At 54.8% G+C, this 13683-nt stretch carries 16 protein-coding genes and 1 pseudogene; 14 read left to right on the plus strand and 3 right to left on the minus strand.

The features are described from left to right. Positions 1-27 precede the first annotated feature (27 nt). The 8 genes and pseudogenes from mnmH (at position 28) to nagZ (ending at position 7226) form a co-directional block, all read left to right on the plus strand. Positions 28-1080: a tRNA 2-selenouridine(34) synthase MnmH gene (mnmH, locus tag NYE74_RS10990; RefSeq protein ID WP_036627656.1), complete on the plus strand. Its 1053-nt coding sequence runs from the start codon at positions 28-30 to the stop codon at positions 1078-1080. Positions 1081-1181: 101 nt separating this feature from the next. Continuing rightward, a complete protein-coding gene (locus NYE74_RS10995) occupies positions 1182-2018 on the plus strand; it encodes a DUF2785 domain-containing protein (RefSeq protein ID WP_036620265.1) in 837 nt (278 codons plus the stop codon). A 383-nt stretch (positions 2019-2401) separates the two neighbouring features. Continuing rightward, positions 2402-2794 (plus strand): annotated as a pseudogene (locus NYE74_RS11000) (transposase); the annotation flags it as partial. A 526-nt stretch (positions 2795-3320) separates the two neighbouring features. Next, entirely contained in the window at positions 3321-4070 is a 750-nt protein-coding gene (locus tag NYE74_RS11005; protein WP_124333089.1) for a MerR family transcriptional regulator, read from the plus strand. A 144-nt stretch (positions 4071-4214) separates the two neighbouring features. Beyond that, positions 4215-4670, plus strand: coding sequence for a DinB family protein (locus tag NYE74_RS11010; protein ID WP_124333090.1), 456 nt, complete (start codon positions 4215-4217; stop codon positions 4668-4670). A 71-nt stretch (positions 4671-4741) separates the two neighbouring features. Continuing rightward, a complete protein-coding gene (locus NYE74_RS11015) occupies positions 4742-5326 on the plus strand; it encodes a hypothetical protein (protein ID WP_051985301.1) in 585 nt (194 codons plus the stop codon). Continuing rightward, the gene (locus NYE74_RS11020) at positions 5323-5898 is read left to right on the plus strand and encodes an LOG family protein (RefSeq protein ID WP_036620270.1); all 576 of its coding nucleotides are present in this window, start codon (positions 5323-5325) and stop codon (positions 5896-5898) included. Before NYE74_RS11015 ends, NYE74_RS11020 begins: the two co-directional genes overlap by 4 nt. After that, on the plus strand, positions 5898-7226 hold the full coding sequence (gene nagZ, locus NYE74_RS11025) for a beta-N-acetylhexosaminidase (protein ID WP_306308156.1): 1329 nt from the start codon (positions 5898-5900) through the stop codon (positions 7224-7226). Before NYE74_RS11020 ends, nagZ begins: the two co-directional genes overlap by 1 nt. On the opposite strand, the gene NYE74_RS11030 is transcribed toward nagZ, so the two are convergent. Then, positions 7219-7539, minus strand: a complete 321-nt coding sequence (locus NYE74_RS11030) for an MGMT family protein (protein WP_036620274.1) — start codon at positions 7537-7539, stop codon at positions 7219-7221. The two genes, nagZ and NYE74_RS11030, sit on opposite strands and share 8 nt — an antisense overlap. Before the next feature lie 63 nt (positions 7540-7602). On the opposite strand from NYE74_RS11030, the gene NYE74_RS11035 reads away from it, so the two are divergent. From NYE74_RS11035 to NYE74_RS11045, 3 genes are all read left to right on the plus strand, one after another. Beyond that, a complete protein-coding gene (locus NYE74_RS11035) occupies positions 7603-8163 on the plus strand; it encodes a GNAT family N-acetyltransferase (protein WP_036620275.1) in 561 nt (186 codons plus the stop codon). A gap of 113 nt (positions 8164-8276) precedes the next feature. After that, positions 8277-9008 (plus strand): DUF1361 domain-containing protein, encoded by a 732-nt coding sequence (locus NYE74_RS11040; protein ID WP_036620278.1) that lies wholly within the window; start codon positions 8277-8279, stop codon positions 9006-9008. Further along, complete coding sequence (locus tag NYE74_RS11045) at positions 9005-9568, plus strand: GNAT family N-acetyltransferase (RefSeq protein WP_036620280.1); 564 nt, start codon at positions 9005-9007, stop codon at positions 9566-9568. Before NYE74_RS11040 ends, NYE74_RS11045 begins: the two co-directional genes overlap by 4 nt. Before the next feature lie 159 nt (positions 9569-9727). On the opposite strand, the gene NYE74_RS11050 is transcribed toward NYE74_RS11045, so the two are convergent. Beyond that, positions 9728-10537: a histidinol-phosphatase gene (locus NYE74_RS11050; RefSeq protein WP_036620282.1), complete on the minus strand. Its 810-nt coding sequence runs from the start codon at positions 10535-10537 to the stop codon at positions 9728-9730. Positions 10538-10572: 35 nt separating this feature from the next. Next, a complete protein-coding gene (locus tag NYE74_RS11055) occupies positions 10573-11475 on the minus strand; it encodes a LysR family transcriptional regulator (protein ID WP_036620284.1) in 903 nt (300 codons plus the stop codon). Positions 11476-11736: 261 nt separating this feature from the next. Here NYE74_RS11055 and NYE74_RS11060 point away from each other — a divergent pair, with 261 nt between their 5' ends. The 3 genes from NYE74_RS11060 to NYE74_RS11070 are packed head-to-tail and all read left to right on the plus strand — an operon-like array spanning position 11737 to position 13453. Next, a complete protein-coding gene (locus tag NYE74_RS11060; RefSeq protein ID WP_036620285.1) occupies positions 11737-12195 on the plus strand; it encodes a chemotaxis protein CheX in 459 nt (152 codons plus the stop codon). A gap of 35 nt (positions 12196-12230) precedes the next feature. Further along, positions 12231-13007: an SDR family NAD(P)-dependent oxidoreductase gene (locus NYE74_RS11065; RefSeq protein WP_051985302.1), complete on the plus strand. Its 777-nt coding sequence runs from the start codon at positions 12231-12233 to the stop codon at positions 13005-13007. A gap of 35 nt (positions 13008-13042) precedes the next feature. After that, positions 13043-13453 carry a hypothetical protein gene (locus tag NYE74_RS11070; protein WP_036620292.1) on the plus strand — a complete coding sequence of 137 codons (411 nt, stop codon included), beginning with the start codon at positions 13043-13045 and terminating at the stop codon, positions 13451-13453. Positions 13454-13683: the final 230 nt, after the last annotated feature.

Here is a 13683-nt window from a genome sequence, read left to right on the forward strand (position 1 = left end):
ATTAACATCAAGAAGGGGTTTTTGAACATGTTTCAGGATCTGAGCCTGGAGGAATGGGTAGAGCAGCGGCAGAAGGGCCTCTCGCTTATCGACGTCCGCTCGCCTTCGGAATTTGCCCAGTCCACGATTCCGGGCAGCGTCAACATCCCGTTGTTTGATGACCGGGAACGCGCCGAAATCGGGACGTTATATAAACAAGTCAGCGCGGAGGCCGCCAAGCAGCGGGGACTGGAGATCGTCTCGGCCAAGCTGCCGGGATTTATCCGTAAGTTCGCCGAAATTCCCGGCCGGAAAGCCGTATTCTGCTGGCGCGGCGGCATGCGCAGCAAAACAACGGCTACGCTGCTGTCCTTGATGGACATCCATGCCTATCGGCTCGCGGGGGGCTACCGGGCTTACCGGCAGTGGGTCGTCGGCACGCTCGAAAATATGTCCTTCGCCCCGCAAATGATCGTGATCCACGGGAATACGGGCAGCGGAAAAACGCTGCTGCTTCGCACGCTGAAGGAGAAAGGGTACCCGGTGATCGATCTGGAGGAGATGGCCGGGCACCGCGGCTCGGCGTTTGGGCAAATCGGCCTCAAATCGCGCAACCAGAAGATGTTCGATTCCCTGCTGGTCGATGATTTGCTCCGCTACCGGGACGAACCGTATGTACTGATGGAGGCGGAGAGCAAGCGGATCGGCAAAGCGGTGATGCCGGAGTTTCTCGCCGCCAAAAAAGAGCAGGGACGCCATATTCGCCTGGAGCTGCCGTTGGAGGTGCGCGTCAAGATTATTTTGGAAGATTACGAGCCCTGGAAGCACCCGGAGGCTTGTCTGGAATCTTTCCGGAAAATCAAATCGAAGATTCATATCCCGGTGGCCGCGGAAATCGAGTCGTGTCTGACCTCCGGGAAATACGACCGGGCAGTGGAATTGCTGCTGGCGTATTATTATGATCCGCGTTATGCGCATACCGAAGATCAGTACGCCGATGCGGAGTTTACGGTCGTCCGCGCCGCATCGGTCGAGGAGGCCGCGGCCGAGGTGGAGCGGCTTTTGCCCAAACCGGCTCCGCTGGCCGCAAACAAGCCGTAAATGAGAAACGTGCCGGCCCCCGATCGGGCAGGAATAATCGGTTAAAAAGGAGAAGTCCTTAGGGCTTCTCTTTTTTTAATCCCAAATTATGAGGTGCGAATATGGAAGATACCTTAACGTTAAAAGAACGGTTAATAGAAATCCGGAAAAATAACTACCAGGCGCCGTCTTTTGCCCCAGTCTTTGATGTTACTTTGTCAATGATGGATCATATCGGGGCTCCCGATCCTTTTTTGCGCGATGAATTGATCTATACGACCCTCCAGCATTGGGTGACGCAAGGGATGTATACCTCGGACCAGCTTCTTCAATTGCTCCACATCTGCCTCGACAAGCATCACCTTTTCTATAAAATCGGGGAAAAAGGCACCGATTCCGTGTTTACGCGTTCGTTTTCCGTACTGCTCATCCCGTTGATCCTGTTTGCGGACAGGCAAAATCCTTTTTTGCGCGGCGGCGATACGGAAATGATCAAAAACGAGTTGGTGGCCTATCTCCTGATGGAAAACGATCTCCGCGGATACACGGGGGACACGGGCTGGGCCCATGCCATGGCGCATGCCGCCGATGCCTTTGAGGACCTGGCCCGCTCGGAACATATGCGGCAGCCCGCGCTCGTGGAAATATTAAATACGCTTCAAGCGAAAATATGCAACCATCAGTACACCTTTATCAACGAAGAAGATGAGCGCACCGTTGCCGCCGTCGTTACTGTCTTGGACAGAAACATACTTGCCGATGATGAGATCGCGGGGTGGATCGAGCGCTTCGGGACGGCTCCGAAACCTGGCAGGTTTCCCGATGACCACGTCCTTGGCACGAACGTTAAATGTTTTCTGAGAAGCTTGTATTTTCGCGTCTTGAACCATGAGGCACACCATAAATACACGGATATCATTTTAAAAACGCTGCGGCGGTTGGAACCGGCGGGGGAGTGACTTCGCCTGTTCCGCCGTTTTTTCGCTCTTTTCGCGCAAGGGTTTATAACTCGAATCTAACTATTTTTACCATAGAGCCGTTTCGAGCCGTGTCACAAATCGACGCCAGGTGAGGGGGCTGTCTAAAGGGTTCTATCTTGGTGTTCGTGTCTTGGTGTCCCTGCATGCTGCCTGCCTTTGCACGATTATTCCTTTCGCTCAGGGCAGGGGATGGGGGCTAGAGCAAGGATTCCAAAAAAGAGAGAAGAAAAAAACAAAAAAAAGATGGGGAAAAAATGAGGCGGTTCAGGTGAGATTTTTGACTTGATGAGGGAACGTACGTTTGGTATAATGAAATAAATGGAACTTATGTTCGTGTATTCTTGATTTGGGGGCGAGCGGGCATGGAAGTCAATACGGGAACGGAACTTCAACCATTCAGCAGCCGTTTTAACAGCGAGCAGGACTGCATGGAGGCGCTGATCGCGATGAAGTGGCCAAACGGCTTCGTCTGCCCGCGCTGCGCTCACACCCGGTGCAGCCGTCTGACTTCCCGGCATATCCCTTTGTTCGAGTGCGGAAAGTGCAAGCATCAAACGTCGCCTTTGGTCGGCACGATTTTTGAAGGAACGCATCTGCCTCTGGTGAAGTGGTTTCAGGCGCTGGAGTTGTTCCTGCTTGAGGGCGGCATCTCAGCGCTGCGGCTGCGCCAGGTGATCAGGGTCGCCTACAAGACCGCTTGGTCGCTGCTGCACAAAATACGCCATGCCGTGGGGGAGTTTGATGCAGATCAACTTAATGGGTCCTTGATCCCCTGCCTTGATCTCTGTCTTGATTTCCTGTCTGGTCTGTTTCACCTTTCCTAAACCTGATTCCTTTCCTAAGCCCGTCTAAATTGTCTCGAACCGATCTGCTTCTCCACCCAATATTTTTTCTTCTCCCGAGCTTGTCTATTTCTCTGCTACCCTGATCAAACGGGATAATCGTGCAAAGACTCCGGACAGCGAGTGTTGATCTGCAGTAGAAGCTCGTCACACTCGCTTTACCAAACGAAGTAGTGTTTTTCTATTTTGCAAACCGCCTAACTTAATTCTTTGAAAACCTTCAGTTCAAGGACTGGTTTAGAACGAATCAGGGTCGTTGGAGTCCGTTAGACCCTCCTGCGCATCTAAGGTATGGGAGTGCACGACAAAGGACTTCGCCAGCGGCGAGGGTTTTCTTAATGCAATTTATTCTTGAAGGCCGTTGACTCTCCTCTTGGAGGAGGCTTTATGCTGTAAACGAGCCGGCAAATGCAAGATTCGGAAAGGAGGGGAGAATCAAATGCCGTATACCGTCAAAGAAGTTTCGGCCTTATCCGGCGTAACGGTTAAAACACTGCATCATTACCATAAAATCGGCTTGCTCCTGCCGTGTGAGATCAGCGAGGCGGGATACCGGCTGTACGGCATGAAGGAGCTGGAGCGCTTGCAGCAAATTTTGTTCTACCGCGAGCTGGACTTGCCGCTGGCGCGGATCAAGCTGCTGCTGGAGGGAGAGCCGGACCGCGCGGCGATTTTGTCGGAACAAAAAGCGCTGCTGCATGAGCGCAAGCAAAGGCTGGAGACGATGATTCAAACGCTGGAGAAATCGATCCGCGCTGCGGAGAAAGGAGAAACTATGAACGGTCAGGATATGTTCAAAGGGTTTGCGAGCGAGGAAGAATGGAAGGAGGCGCTGCGGGAGCAGGATCGTCATTTGCAGCAAAATTATGGAGTCCGGCTGGTGGACGACGGCCCGATCGATGTCCCGCAAATGAACGAGCAGGCGGCCGAAGCGGCGGCGTTCATGAACCGGATGGCCAAAGGCCTGCGGGAAAACGCAAGCCACCTGGACGATTCGATTCAAAGTTTGATCGCAGGGCATCTGGCTTTTTTAAATGAGCACGGGCATACGGTCACGGCGGCCGATTTCGCGGGCCAGACCAAGTTTTTCCTAAGCGACGAGTTCCACCGGAATATGCTGGAGAACCAGCAGACCGGGCTGGCGTATTATCTGTACGCTGCGGCGGAAGCTTTTGCTTCGCGGCAGTAACGATAGTTTATTCTCAATCTCAATTGCTCTTTGGCCCCTGCCAAAGGGCTTTTTACATTCCGCGGGATTATTTTGCCCGGGACTTATGGTAGAATCAGGGTACTACGGCTTAGAACAGGCCGGTTTGGGAAAGGAGACGAATGTATGCTGAAAATGTTCCATTACAACTGGCAAGTCAGGGACGAGTGGTTTGCCTGGTGCGAAGATCTGCCGGAGGAGGAGCTGCGGCGGAAGCGGGTTGGCGGCGTTGGAAGCATTCTGGAAACGCTGTTTCATATCGCCGACGTGGAATGGAGCTGGATTCGCGTGATTCAGGGGAAGCCGGATTTTCAGGAGCCGCTTGAGCAGTATAATACTTTGGCAAAAGCAAAAGCGTTGTCGGCCGAGTTTCATAAGGAAGTGGCGGACTTTCTCGACACGTGGACGGACGATATGGAGGGGCTCCCGGTCACCGATGGAACCCGCCATTTCACCGCCGGGGAAATCCTCCGGCACGTCATCGCCCACGAAATTCACCATATCGGCCAGCTGTCGGTGTGGTCCCGCGAGTTGGGACGGGCTCCCGTTTCCGCCAACTTTATCGAGCGCGGCATCGTGTAGACGCATTTTTTTGCAAAAAGGGCATTCTATCCTTATATCCCAATTTTGGCTGCCCCAAGGAGGAACGACGTTTGCGACAAAACATTCAGGTGCCCTTTGGATATGAACCTCCGGCCCCCAGCCGGAAAGGTACGGTCATTTTTTACGATTCCTTTATGCGCATTGCGGATGAGGACTTGGAATTTGCGGCCGCGGAGGCGACCCGCCGGGCGTTTGCCAAGCTGGTGCTGTACCCGCTGCATGAGCTCACCGTGAAGCGGATGTCGAATGAGCAGGCCGGCCCGTTTTACCAAAGAGAGGATCGGCTGCACGCGTGGAAGCGGGAGCGCGGCGCCGCGGATGTGGAGGTGCTGGTGGAAGGCTGGGAGGGGAAGCGGAAGAAATATACACCGGCGGATGCCGCGCTTCGGTATTTGACGGAAAAATATCCGGCCCCTTATTTTTTGTACATGACGCCGGACATGGCGAACCGGTTTGCGGGGTTTTCTTCGTTCGAAGAATGGATCGTCAAACTGAGATTATTGTTGTCGGATAACCTTGCCGTCCCGCATCCCAAGCTAGAGAAATACAGGCATCGCTGGGATGTTGCGGGCCAAACCGAAGCGGTGCCGGAGCGGCCGGCGGGCCATGATGGAATAGGAGGGGGAAGAGGATGAAAACGATATGCGTATATGCCGGCTCAAGGTTTGGCAAGGATGAACGGTATCGCGGCGCGGCCGAGCAGCTTGGGCGCTATTTGGCCGAGCACGGCTTCCGCCTCGTTTACGGGGGCTCCAAGCACGGGCTGATGGGCGCCGTGGCCGATGCCGCGCTGGCCGGCGGCGGCGAAGTCATCGGCGTGATGCCTACCGGTTTAATTCACGGCGAAGCGGCCCATCCCGGCTTGACGGAGTTCATTGAAGTCAAGGATATGCACGCCCGCAAAGCGAAGATGAGCGAGCTGGCGGACGGCTTTATCGCCCTGCCGGGCGGCTTCGGCACGCTGGAGGAGCTGTTTGAGGCGCTCTGTTGGCTGCAGATTGGAATCCACCGCAAGCCGATAGGCGTGCTGAACGCGGCCGGTTATTACGATCCGCTGCTTGGGCTGGTGGAATCCTGCATCGATGCGGGCTTTGTCAATGAAGGCCACTTGTCGCTGATCAATATGGCCGAGGACCCGGGCGAGCTGATCACCCGAATGCAAAATTTTGTGCCGGCGATCGCCGAGACCAAGTGGAGGCAGGAATGATGACAGGTTACCGGGGCATGGTCGTAATTTTGCTGCTCGTTCTGATCGTTACCGGGTGCGCCGGCCGTTCGGGGACGCCCGGCGGCGGTTCGCCGTCAGGCGCCGCCGGCGGGACGAACGGGCAATCTTCCGCCGGGGGCGGCGGGGCGGATGTGCAGCCGCCGGCGGACGGATCGGGCGGGGCGGGGAACGCCGCGGGCTCCGGCGAATCCGAACCGGCGCCCGCTGATCCCGTCCGCGATCAGCTCGGCAAGCTGAGCACCGACGAGAAAATCGGCCAGTTGGTGCTTGTCGGCATGGACGGCACCGAGATCGGTCAAAACGCCCGCGACTTGATCGAAAAGGAACATGTCGGCGGATTTATTTTTTACAAGGACAATATCCAGGATAAAGCTCAGGCGCTCGCGTTGTTTAACGCGCTCAAAGCGGCGAACCGGGAGCAGCCTGTCCCGCTGTTTCTGAGCGTCGATGAAGAGGGCGGGCGCGTCAGCCGGATGCCCGGGGAGTTTGCGAAGCTGCCGGCGATGCGCGCGATTGGCGATACCGGCAGCGAGGAGCTGGCCGGGCGAATCGGCGGAGTCATCGGCAAGGAGCTGTCCGGATTCGGCCTGAACCTCGATTTTGCGCCGGTGCTCGACGTCAACAGCAATCCCGACAACCCGGTCATCGGGGACCGCGCGTTTGGCGAGAAGCCGGACATCGTCAGCAAGATGGGCATTGCCGTCATGAACGGGATCCGTGAGCAAGGCGTCATCCCGGTCGTGAAGCATTTCCCCGGCCACGGCGATACGGCGGTTGATTCCCACCTGGGCTTGCCGGTGGTGGAGCATGATCTGAACCGGCTGCGCAAGCTGGAGCTGGTTCCGTTCGCGCGGGCGGTCAAGGAAGGCGCGGACGTCGTCATGATCGCCCATCTGCTGCTGCCGAAGCTGGACCCCGACCATCCGGCTTCTTTCTCCGAAGCGGTGATTCGCGGTTTGCTGCGGGAGGAGCTCCAGTTCGATGGGACGATTATTTCCGACGATATGACGATGGGCGCGATCGTCAAAAACTACGACATCGGCGAGGCGGCGGTGCAGTTCCTGCTGGCCGGCGGCAATATCGTGCTCGTCGGGCACGATTACGATCAAGAGAAAGCGGTGATTCAAGCGATTCGCGAAGCCGTGGCTGCGGGAAAAATATCCGGCGAAGTGCTGGACGACCGCGTATACAACGTGCTGAAGCTGAAAGCGAAATACGCGCTGGACGCAAAGCCGGCATCCGGTCCGGACGTAAAGGCGATCAACCGGGAAATCCGCTCGCTGCTGGAGGAGAACGGGCTTAAATAGCCGCTTGATCCGGGTGATATTGATACCGGGTTAAATCGATCCGGCCGTGCGGCAGTATCTCAACGTCCTCCGCTTCCAGATTCCAGACCTGCTCCTGGAAGGACTCCTCGTCCTGCAAGGCAATCTGCCCTTGCCCATTGACGACGCGGTGCCAGGGAAGCCCGTGCTTGCGGCTCATGCTGTGCAAAATCCGCACGACCTGCCGCGCGGCCCGCGGGCTTCCGGCGCAAGCGGCGATCTGGCCGTACGTCATCACCTTTCCGGGCGGGATGGCGGCGATAACTTCAATCACTTTGGCTGTAAACGGCTGCATGATGCATACTCTCCTTCACATCGTATTCATTGTTTATTTTTTGGAAGGCTTGAGGTGGTTCGTATGGAATCTATTTTATACTCCGAAAGGCTGATCTTGAAAGAGCTTGGCGCGCCGGATGCGGAAGCCGTCCTCGATTATTTGTTCCGGAACAGGGAGGTGCTCGCGCCCTGGGAGAGAACAAAAGAACCCGGATACTACACGCTGGAATACCAGCGCGAACTGCTTCATCAGGAGTCGGTGAAAATACGGAGCGGCGACCTGTGCAAGTGGTGGATTTTTCGGAAAGAGGAGCCGGAGCGGGTCATGGGTTCGGTTGCTTTGAGCAATATTGTGCGAGGCGCTTTCCAATCCTGTCATTTGGGATACGGGCTGGACGGGCAAGAGCACGGGAAAGGGTATATGACGGAAGCGGTGCGCCGGGTGACGGAATACGCTTTTGCCGAGTCGGGGCTTTATCTGCACCGGATCGAAGCCAACATCATTCCGCGCAATCGGGCCTCCCTGCGGGTCGCCGAGAAATGCGGCTTTTACGATGAGGGCTTGGCTTACAAATATTTGTACATCAACGGGGTGTGGGAAGATCACATCCATATGGTGCTCAGAAACGAAGCGATGGAATAGGCGCCCGCCGGCTCCGTCTCCCGGTCCCGCCTCCCGCCAGGCCTCGATACGCCGTAACAATTTGCGCGCCCGCATCGTTTATTGATTATGCAAACCAAGCAGGAGGTGCGTAAATGCGGCAGACTTTCAAAGAGCTGGGATACCCCGTCAAATTGTACTTGTATATCGCCTTATTCGCCGCGAGCGTGATCGGCATGAGATATGTCGTTGACACGCAGCTGCCCGGAGGAGGTCGTCCTCCCTACCTGTTTCTGATCTGGAACACGTTTTTGGCCTGGATTCCGCTGGCGCTGGCGATTGCGCTTGATTTGATCAGCCTGATTCCGTCCCGTCCGGCCAGATGGGGGCTTATGCTGCCGGCCGGTTTGATCTGGCTGTTTTTTTATCCGAACGCGGCTTATTTAATTACCGACATGCTCCATCCCTTCAACCGGTATCCGATCCCGGAAACCGGAAAATTTTGGATTGACATGTCATTTTGGGACCATCTGTTTACCTTGTTTTTTGTCGCGCTGCTCGGTTTGGCGCTCGCTTCCGTTTCCCTCGCCTCGGTCCACCAGTTGGTCCGGAAAGCCTGGGGCGCCGCCGCCGGGTGGATGTTTGCAATCGCGGTACTGCTGCTAAGCAGCTTCGGCATTTATCTGGGCCGTTTTATCCGCTGGAACAGCTGGGATTTGCTGAAATCCCCTATGTATGTGGTGCGGGAGACGGCGGCTTACTTCGCCGATCCGGGAAATGTTTCGCATGCGCTGGCGTTCTGCAAGTGGATATTTATCATAACGTTGTTTTGTTATGTCGTATTGTACGGGGCCGGGGCGATGCGAAAGCGGGTGGGGGAACTTTGAGCGGCATCAGGCAAAGGCTGCGGGAGCGGTTTCCGGTGCTGGAGAGCGACCGGCTTGTCTTGCGCAAGCTGGAGCTCCGTGACGCGGACGCTTTATACGACTGCATCACCGATCCGGCCGTACGCAGGCATGCGGCGATCCGTCCGGACAAGCTGCAGTTTCCGGAGCGCTTGTTCCGTTATTTCGAAGAGTCTTACCGCAGTTTGCGGGATCTTCATTTTGCGGTGGAATACAAACGGGAAGGGCGGTTCATCGGGCTGTGTTCCCTGCAATACTTAAGCTTGGACGGCCAAAAAGCGCGGATCGGCTATATGCTGTCGCCGGCTTATTGGAACCGGGGGCTGGCAACCGAGGCGGCACAGACTGTGCTGGGCTTTGGGTTCGAAACGTTGGGACTGTCCAGCATCGAGGCCCGCTGCAGCAGCGGCAACCCGGCGTCGGCACGCGTGCTGCAAAAATGCGGTATGCGCTGTGAAACGCAGATTCCGCCCGCCGGAGGGCGGGAGGGGCAGGGGGAAGACTTGCTGCTGTATATCGCCGAGCGTAATCCGCTCCTTTAACAAAAGGAACGATATTTGTTACACAATTGAAATATAGCTGTGATCAAACCCTAATAGAAAGAGGGTACACTTATTACATGACCCCCTTTTGAATATATATTTTCTCTTTTGGAATCCGGTGCATGCGGCGCGGATTCTCTTTTTTTTTGTCCGGATAAGTTACAGCGGCACGGACACCTTTTGTTTGTTTTTGAAATACACCCACTCGCGGAAGCCGATGTCCCTAAGACGCGCGGCGACATCGTCCCATTCGTCGGCGACGCGCTGAGGGATGTGGGCATCCGATCCGAATGTGACATCCACGCCAAAATGCAGCGCGCGTTCGAGAATGGCGTCCGCAGGATACCAGCCGCCGCTCAGCTTGGTTTTTCCCGAGGTGTTGATCTCGATGGCCACCCCGCTTTCCGCGATCGTTTTGAGCGTATCGTCGATCGCCTCCGCGGCGGGAATGTCCGAAAACGCCGGATAGTTGCCCTTCATGGCGTCGATATGCCCGAGAATTTGGAACATTCCGCTTTGCGCCGATTGCCGGATCAAAGCGTAATAGGCTTCTTTCGTAGCGATTTTTTCCTGCCGGCTGAGGCCTTTCCAACGGTTTTTGTTGAAAATGCTCACCTCGCCGACGCTGTGCACCGAGCCGATCACATAATCGAACGGATACTGGTTTAGTGTATTCCGATAAACTTCGGCATGTTCCGGGAAAAAATCGGATTCGATCCCGAGCAGAACGTCGATTTTGCCAGCGTATTCCTTTTTCAGCTTCAACACTTCGTCGACGTAGCCGGCGAACTCCTTCTTGCCCATGGAGATCCGGGGGAACGGTCTGTCTTCCGGACTGCCGAAATACGGGGTATGGTCGCTGATGCCGATCACGGCCAAGCCGGCGGCGATGCCGGCCTCGATATAATCCCGGATATTGCCGTCGGCATGTCCGCAGCGGAAATGGTGCGTATGAAGGTCGAACTTCATGATTCTGTCGGCTCCTTTCAGTTAGGGACTGCCGGTTATTCGGAACTGATGAAATGCGTTTCCGGCATGCCCTTCAGGTCTCCGAGAAACTGCTGCATCGCCGAATTGACGTACCGGCTGGATTTATAGATGACCCCGACCGGGTGAGTGACCTCCAGCTCGGGGATCGGGACGATCTTTAGGGAACCCTGCTTCAGCTCCCGCAAAATTGACTGCTTGGAAATAATCGCCGCCCCCAAATTGATCTCCACCATCCGTTTGACTTCTTCGCTGCTGGACAGCTCCATCACGATATGGGGTTCGATGTCATGTCTCTTGAACACCTCGTCGATAAACCGCCGTCCTACAGTGTCGGGAGAGAGCATAATCAGCGGAACCTCCCGAAGCGAATCCAGCGAAGGGTTGGGAAGGCTGGCCAGAGGGTGCAGCGGCGAAACGACCAGCTCGAACGTATCGTAGTAAAGCACCGAAGACAACACCTGCGGGTTGTTTTCGATCAAATAACCGATCCCGATATCGACGAGCCCTTGCTCCACGTTTTGATAAATCAGGCTGGACGGCATGGACTGGATGGTCGTTTTGATCAGGGGAAACTGGTCTTGAAAATAGGACAAAATACGCGGCAGGATCTGGATAGCGATCGACGTCGTGGTCCCGAGTACGATATGGCCTTGCGGCGTGTGCTCCATATCGGACAGCTTCTGCTTGAGCTCCTCGACAATATCCAGTATCCGTTCCGCCTGCTCAAGAAATACCTGCCCCCGGTCGGTCAGCGTAACGGGTTGATTGCGGTCGACCAGCACGGTCCGGAACTCGTCCTCGAGGCTTTTGATCTGTGCGGACACGGCGGGTTGGGTCAGGTTTAGCAGTTCGCCGGCTTTGCGGAAGCTTTTGGTTTTGGAAATGGTGATCAACGTTTCCAACTGGCTGATATTCAACAGCATACCTCCTTTCCCGTAGGTTTGTTTTCCCTATAGAGGCTTCCTTTTGATTTTATTAATTATAGGTGATTTTCCCGAAGTAAATCAATGATCGGCCGCCTTGGGACCTGAAGCATCCTCCGTTATTATGTGCTATTCGACGCAAATCTTCGATTTTTAATGACTTATGAATAGGAATAAAGTATAATTAGCAATAACTAAAAGCTGGGTCTTTTGTATTGAATAAGTTATTCTCCTAGTGAAAAGGGGCGCATAATTTTGAAAGCAGAAGTGATAAATCCTTTTCTTGAATCAGCGCGTTCGGTCATTGAACAGGTCGTTCAAGTTTCTCCTTCAACTGGGAGCATGGGCGTCAAAGATGTGGTCCCCGTACAGGACCATATCTGGATTCAAATTGGCATGACCGGCCATTTCAGCGGTATGGTTGTGTTCGGCCTGCAGGAAAATGTCGCCCTCCGGATCGTATCGGCGATGATGGGCGGATTTGTGCTTACGGAAATGGACGAGATGGGACAAAGCGCGATTTCGGAGCTGGGAAATATGATCAGCGGAAATGCCAGCACGCTGTTGTCCAACCAGGGTTTTGCGGTAGATATTACGCCCCCGCAGGTGATCAAGACGGAAACGGCAGGCGGTTTCCTGCCGCGCAAAGCGCTGTGCATACCGCTGCTGATGGACGGCATCGGCGAACTGGACATTCAGGTGATGATCTCTTAAGATAGGATCATCCTGGTTTGAAGGGATGAATGACCATGTCTTTGAACAATCGGATCGTTGTCGTTACCGGCGCATCCAGCGGCATCGGCGCGCTGTCGGCGCAAATGCTGTCGGAGCGGGGAGCCGTCGTCGTGCTTGCGGCACGTTCGCCGGACAAGCTGAAACAGGTCGGATCGCGCATGAAGGGGCCGTATCGGCTGCTTGAAATGGATGTGGGCGACGATGCTTCGACGCGATCGGGATTTGAGCGGGTGTTATCCGAGTACGGGCGGGTGGACGTCCTGGTGAACAATGCCGGGTACGGCAAGTTCGAATACTTCGATCAAATGCCTTTGCCCGAATTTGCGGAAATGATGAACGTAAATTACATAGGAATGGTTCGTTGCGCCAAAGCCGTTTTGCCGTACATGAAATCGGCGCGCTCCGGCACGATCGTGAACGTGGCATCGCTGGCGGGCAAAATCGGCACCGCCAAATCGACGGCTTACACCGCCAGCAAACACGCCGTGGTCGGCTTCAGCAGCGCGTTGCGCCAGGAGCTTCGGCCGTACGGCATCAAGGTATCGACAATTAACCCGGGGCCGATCGATACGCCGTTTTTTGACCTTGCCGATCCGAACGGGGACTACGTACGCAACGTCAAATGGTTCATGCTGAAACCGGAGAAAGTGGCGAAAGCGATCGTCTCCGCCGCGGAGAAGGGCCGCACGGAAATCAACCTTCCCTGGATCGCCGGGGTGGGGACGAAATGGTACCAGATGTTCCCCGGCTTGGCCGATCGGATCAGCTACCGGCTGCTGAATAAGAAGTGACCATAACCTGCCTGTGAGGGCGGGTTTTTGTGTATATGAAAAGCGTCCGATTAAGCGGTTATGATTTGCCGTGGCGCGGAAGGCGCGGAAGCTGCGGAGATTGCCGGAAACTGCAGAAACTGTGCAAGATACGGAAGGCGTGGAAGGCGCAGAAACTGTGGAAGTTGCAGAAACTGCCGGAAACTGCTGAAACTGTGGAAGTTGCAGAAGTGTTGCAGAAACTGCAGAAGTTGCGGAGGTTACGGAAGCTGCGGACTGTGGACGCTACCGAAGACGCAGCCATAGCGGTAAAAAAGGGCGTTATTTTTGGCGAGCAAGATAGCTGGGGCAAAATAAAGGATTTTTTTACCGCTATTCTTAGCCAAAGGAGAGGAAAAGGTGACTTTCCGAAGGATTGCTGCAAAATAGGAGCAAAAATTTCCGCTATTTGGCGAACAACAAGGTGAATTTACAAAATAAGGCCATAATTTACCGCTATTTTTCCGGGACATCATCTAAGACGCATAAAAAAACATTGAAAAACAAGAAATATTTGGTACAATCTAACTACAGTTCCTTACATAAATAAACATATTTAGGGTTAATCCATTTTGAATACGCTTACACCAACTTTGTTTTAAGGAACTGTATATTCTGTTATGGAGGTGAGTAAAGCACGCCCCAAAATTCAAACGTT

This window comes from Paenibacillus sp. FSL P4-0127, from assembly GCF_038007325.1.
Taxonomy (GTDB): Bacteria; Bacillota; Bacilli; order Paenibacillales; family Paenibacillaceae; genus Fontibacillus; species Fontibacillus macerans.

What these genes read in the sequence shown, in the direction of transcription:
- mnmH (WP_036627656.1), top strand. Translation starts at nt 28, where the DNA reads ATGTTTCAGGATCTGAGCCTGGAGGAATGGGTAGAGCAGCGGCAGAAG.
- NYE74_RS10995 (WP_036620265.1), top strand. Translation starts at nt 1,182, where the DNA reads ATGGAAGATACCTTAACGTTAAAAGAACGGTTAATAGAAATCCGGAAA.
- NYE74_RS11005 (WP_124333089.1), top strand. Translation starts at nt 3,321, where the DNA reads ATGCCGTATACCGTCAAAGAAGTTTCGGCCTTATCCGGCGTAACGGTT.
- NYE74_RS11010 (WP_124333090.1), top strand. Translation starts at nt 4,215, where the DNA reads ATGCTGAAAATGTTCCATTACAACTGGCAAGTCAGGGACGAGTGGTTT.
- NYE74_RS11020 (WP_036620270.1), top strand. Translation starts at nt 5,323, where the DNA reads ATGAAAACGATATGCGTATATGCCGGCTCAAGGTTTGGCAAGGATGAA.
- nagZ (WP_306308156.1), top strand. Translation starts at nt 5,898, where the DNA reads ATGACAGGTTACCGGGGCATGGTCGTAATTTTGCTGCTCGTTCTGATC.
- NYE74_RS11030 (WP_036620274.1), bottom strand. Translation starts at nt 7,539, where the DNA reads ATGCAGCCGTTTACAGCCAAAGTGATTGAAGTTATCGCCGCCATCCCG.
- NYE74_RS11035 (WP_036620275.1), top strand. Translation starts at nt 7,603, where the DNA reads ATGGAATCTATTTTATACTCCGAAAGGCTGATCTTGAAAGAGCTTGGC.
- NYE74_RS11040 (WP_036620278.1), top strand. Translation starts at nt 8,277, where the DNA reads ATGCGGCAGACTTTCAAAGAGCTGGGATACCCCGTCAAATTGTACTTG.
- NYE74_RS11050 (WP_036620282.1), bottom strand. Translation starts at nt 10,537, where the DNA reads ATGAAGTTCGACCTTCATACGCACCATTTCCGCTGCGGACATGCCGAC.
- NYE74_RS11065 (WP_051985302.1), top strand. Translation starts at nt 12,231, where the DNA reads ATGTCTTTGAACAATCGGATCGTTGTCGTTACCGGCGCATCCAGCGGC.
- NYE74_RS11070 (WP_036620292.1), top strand. Translation starts at nt 13,043, where the DNA reads ATGAAAAGCGTCCGATTAAGCGGTTATGATTTGCCGTGGCGCGGAAGG.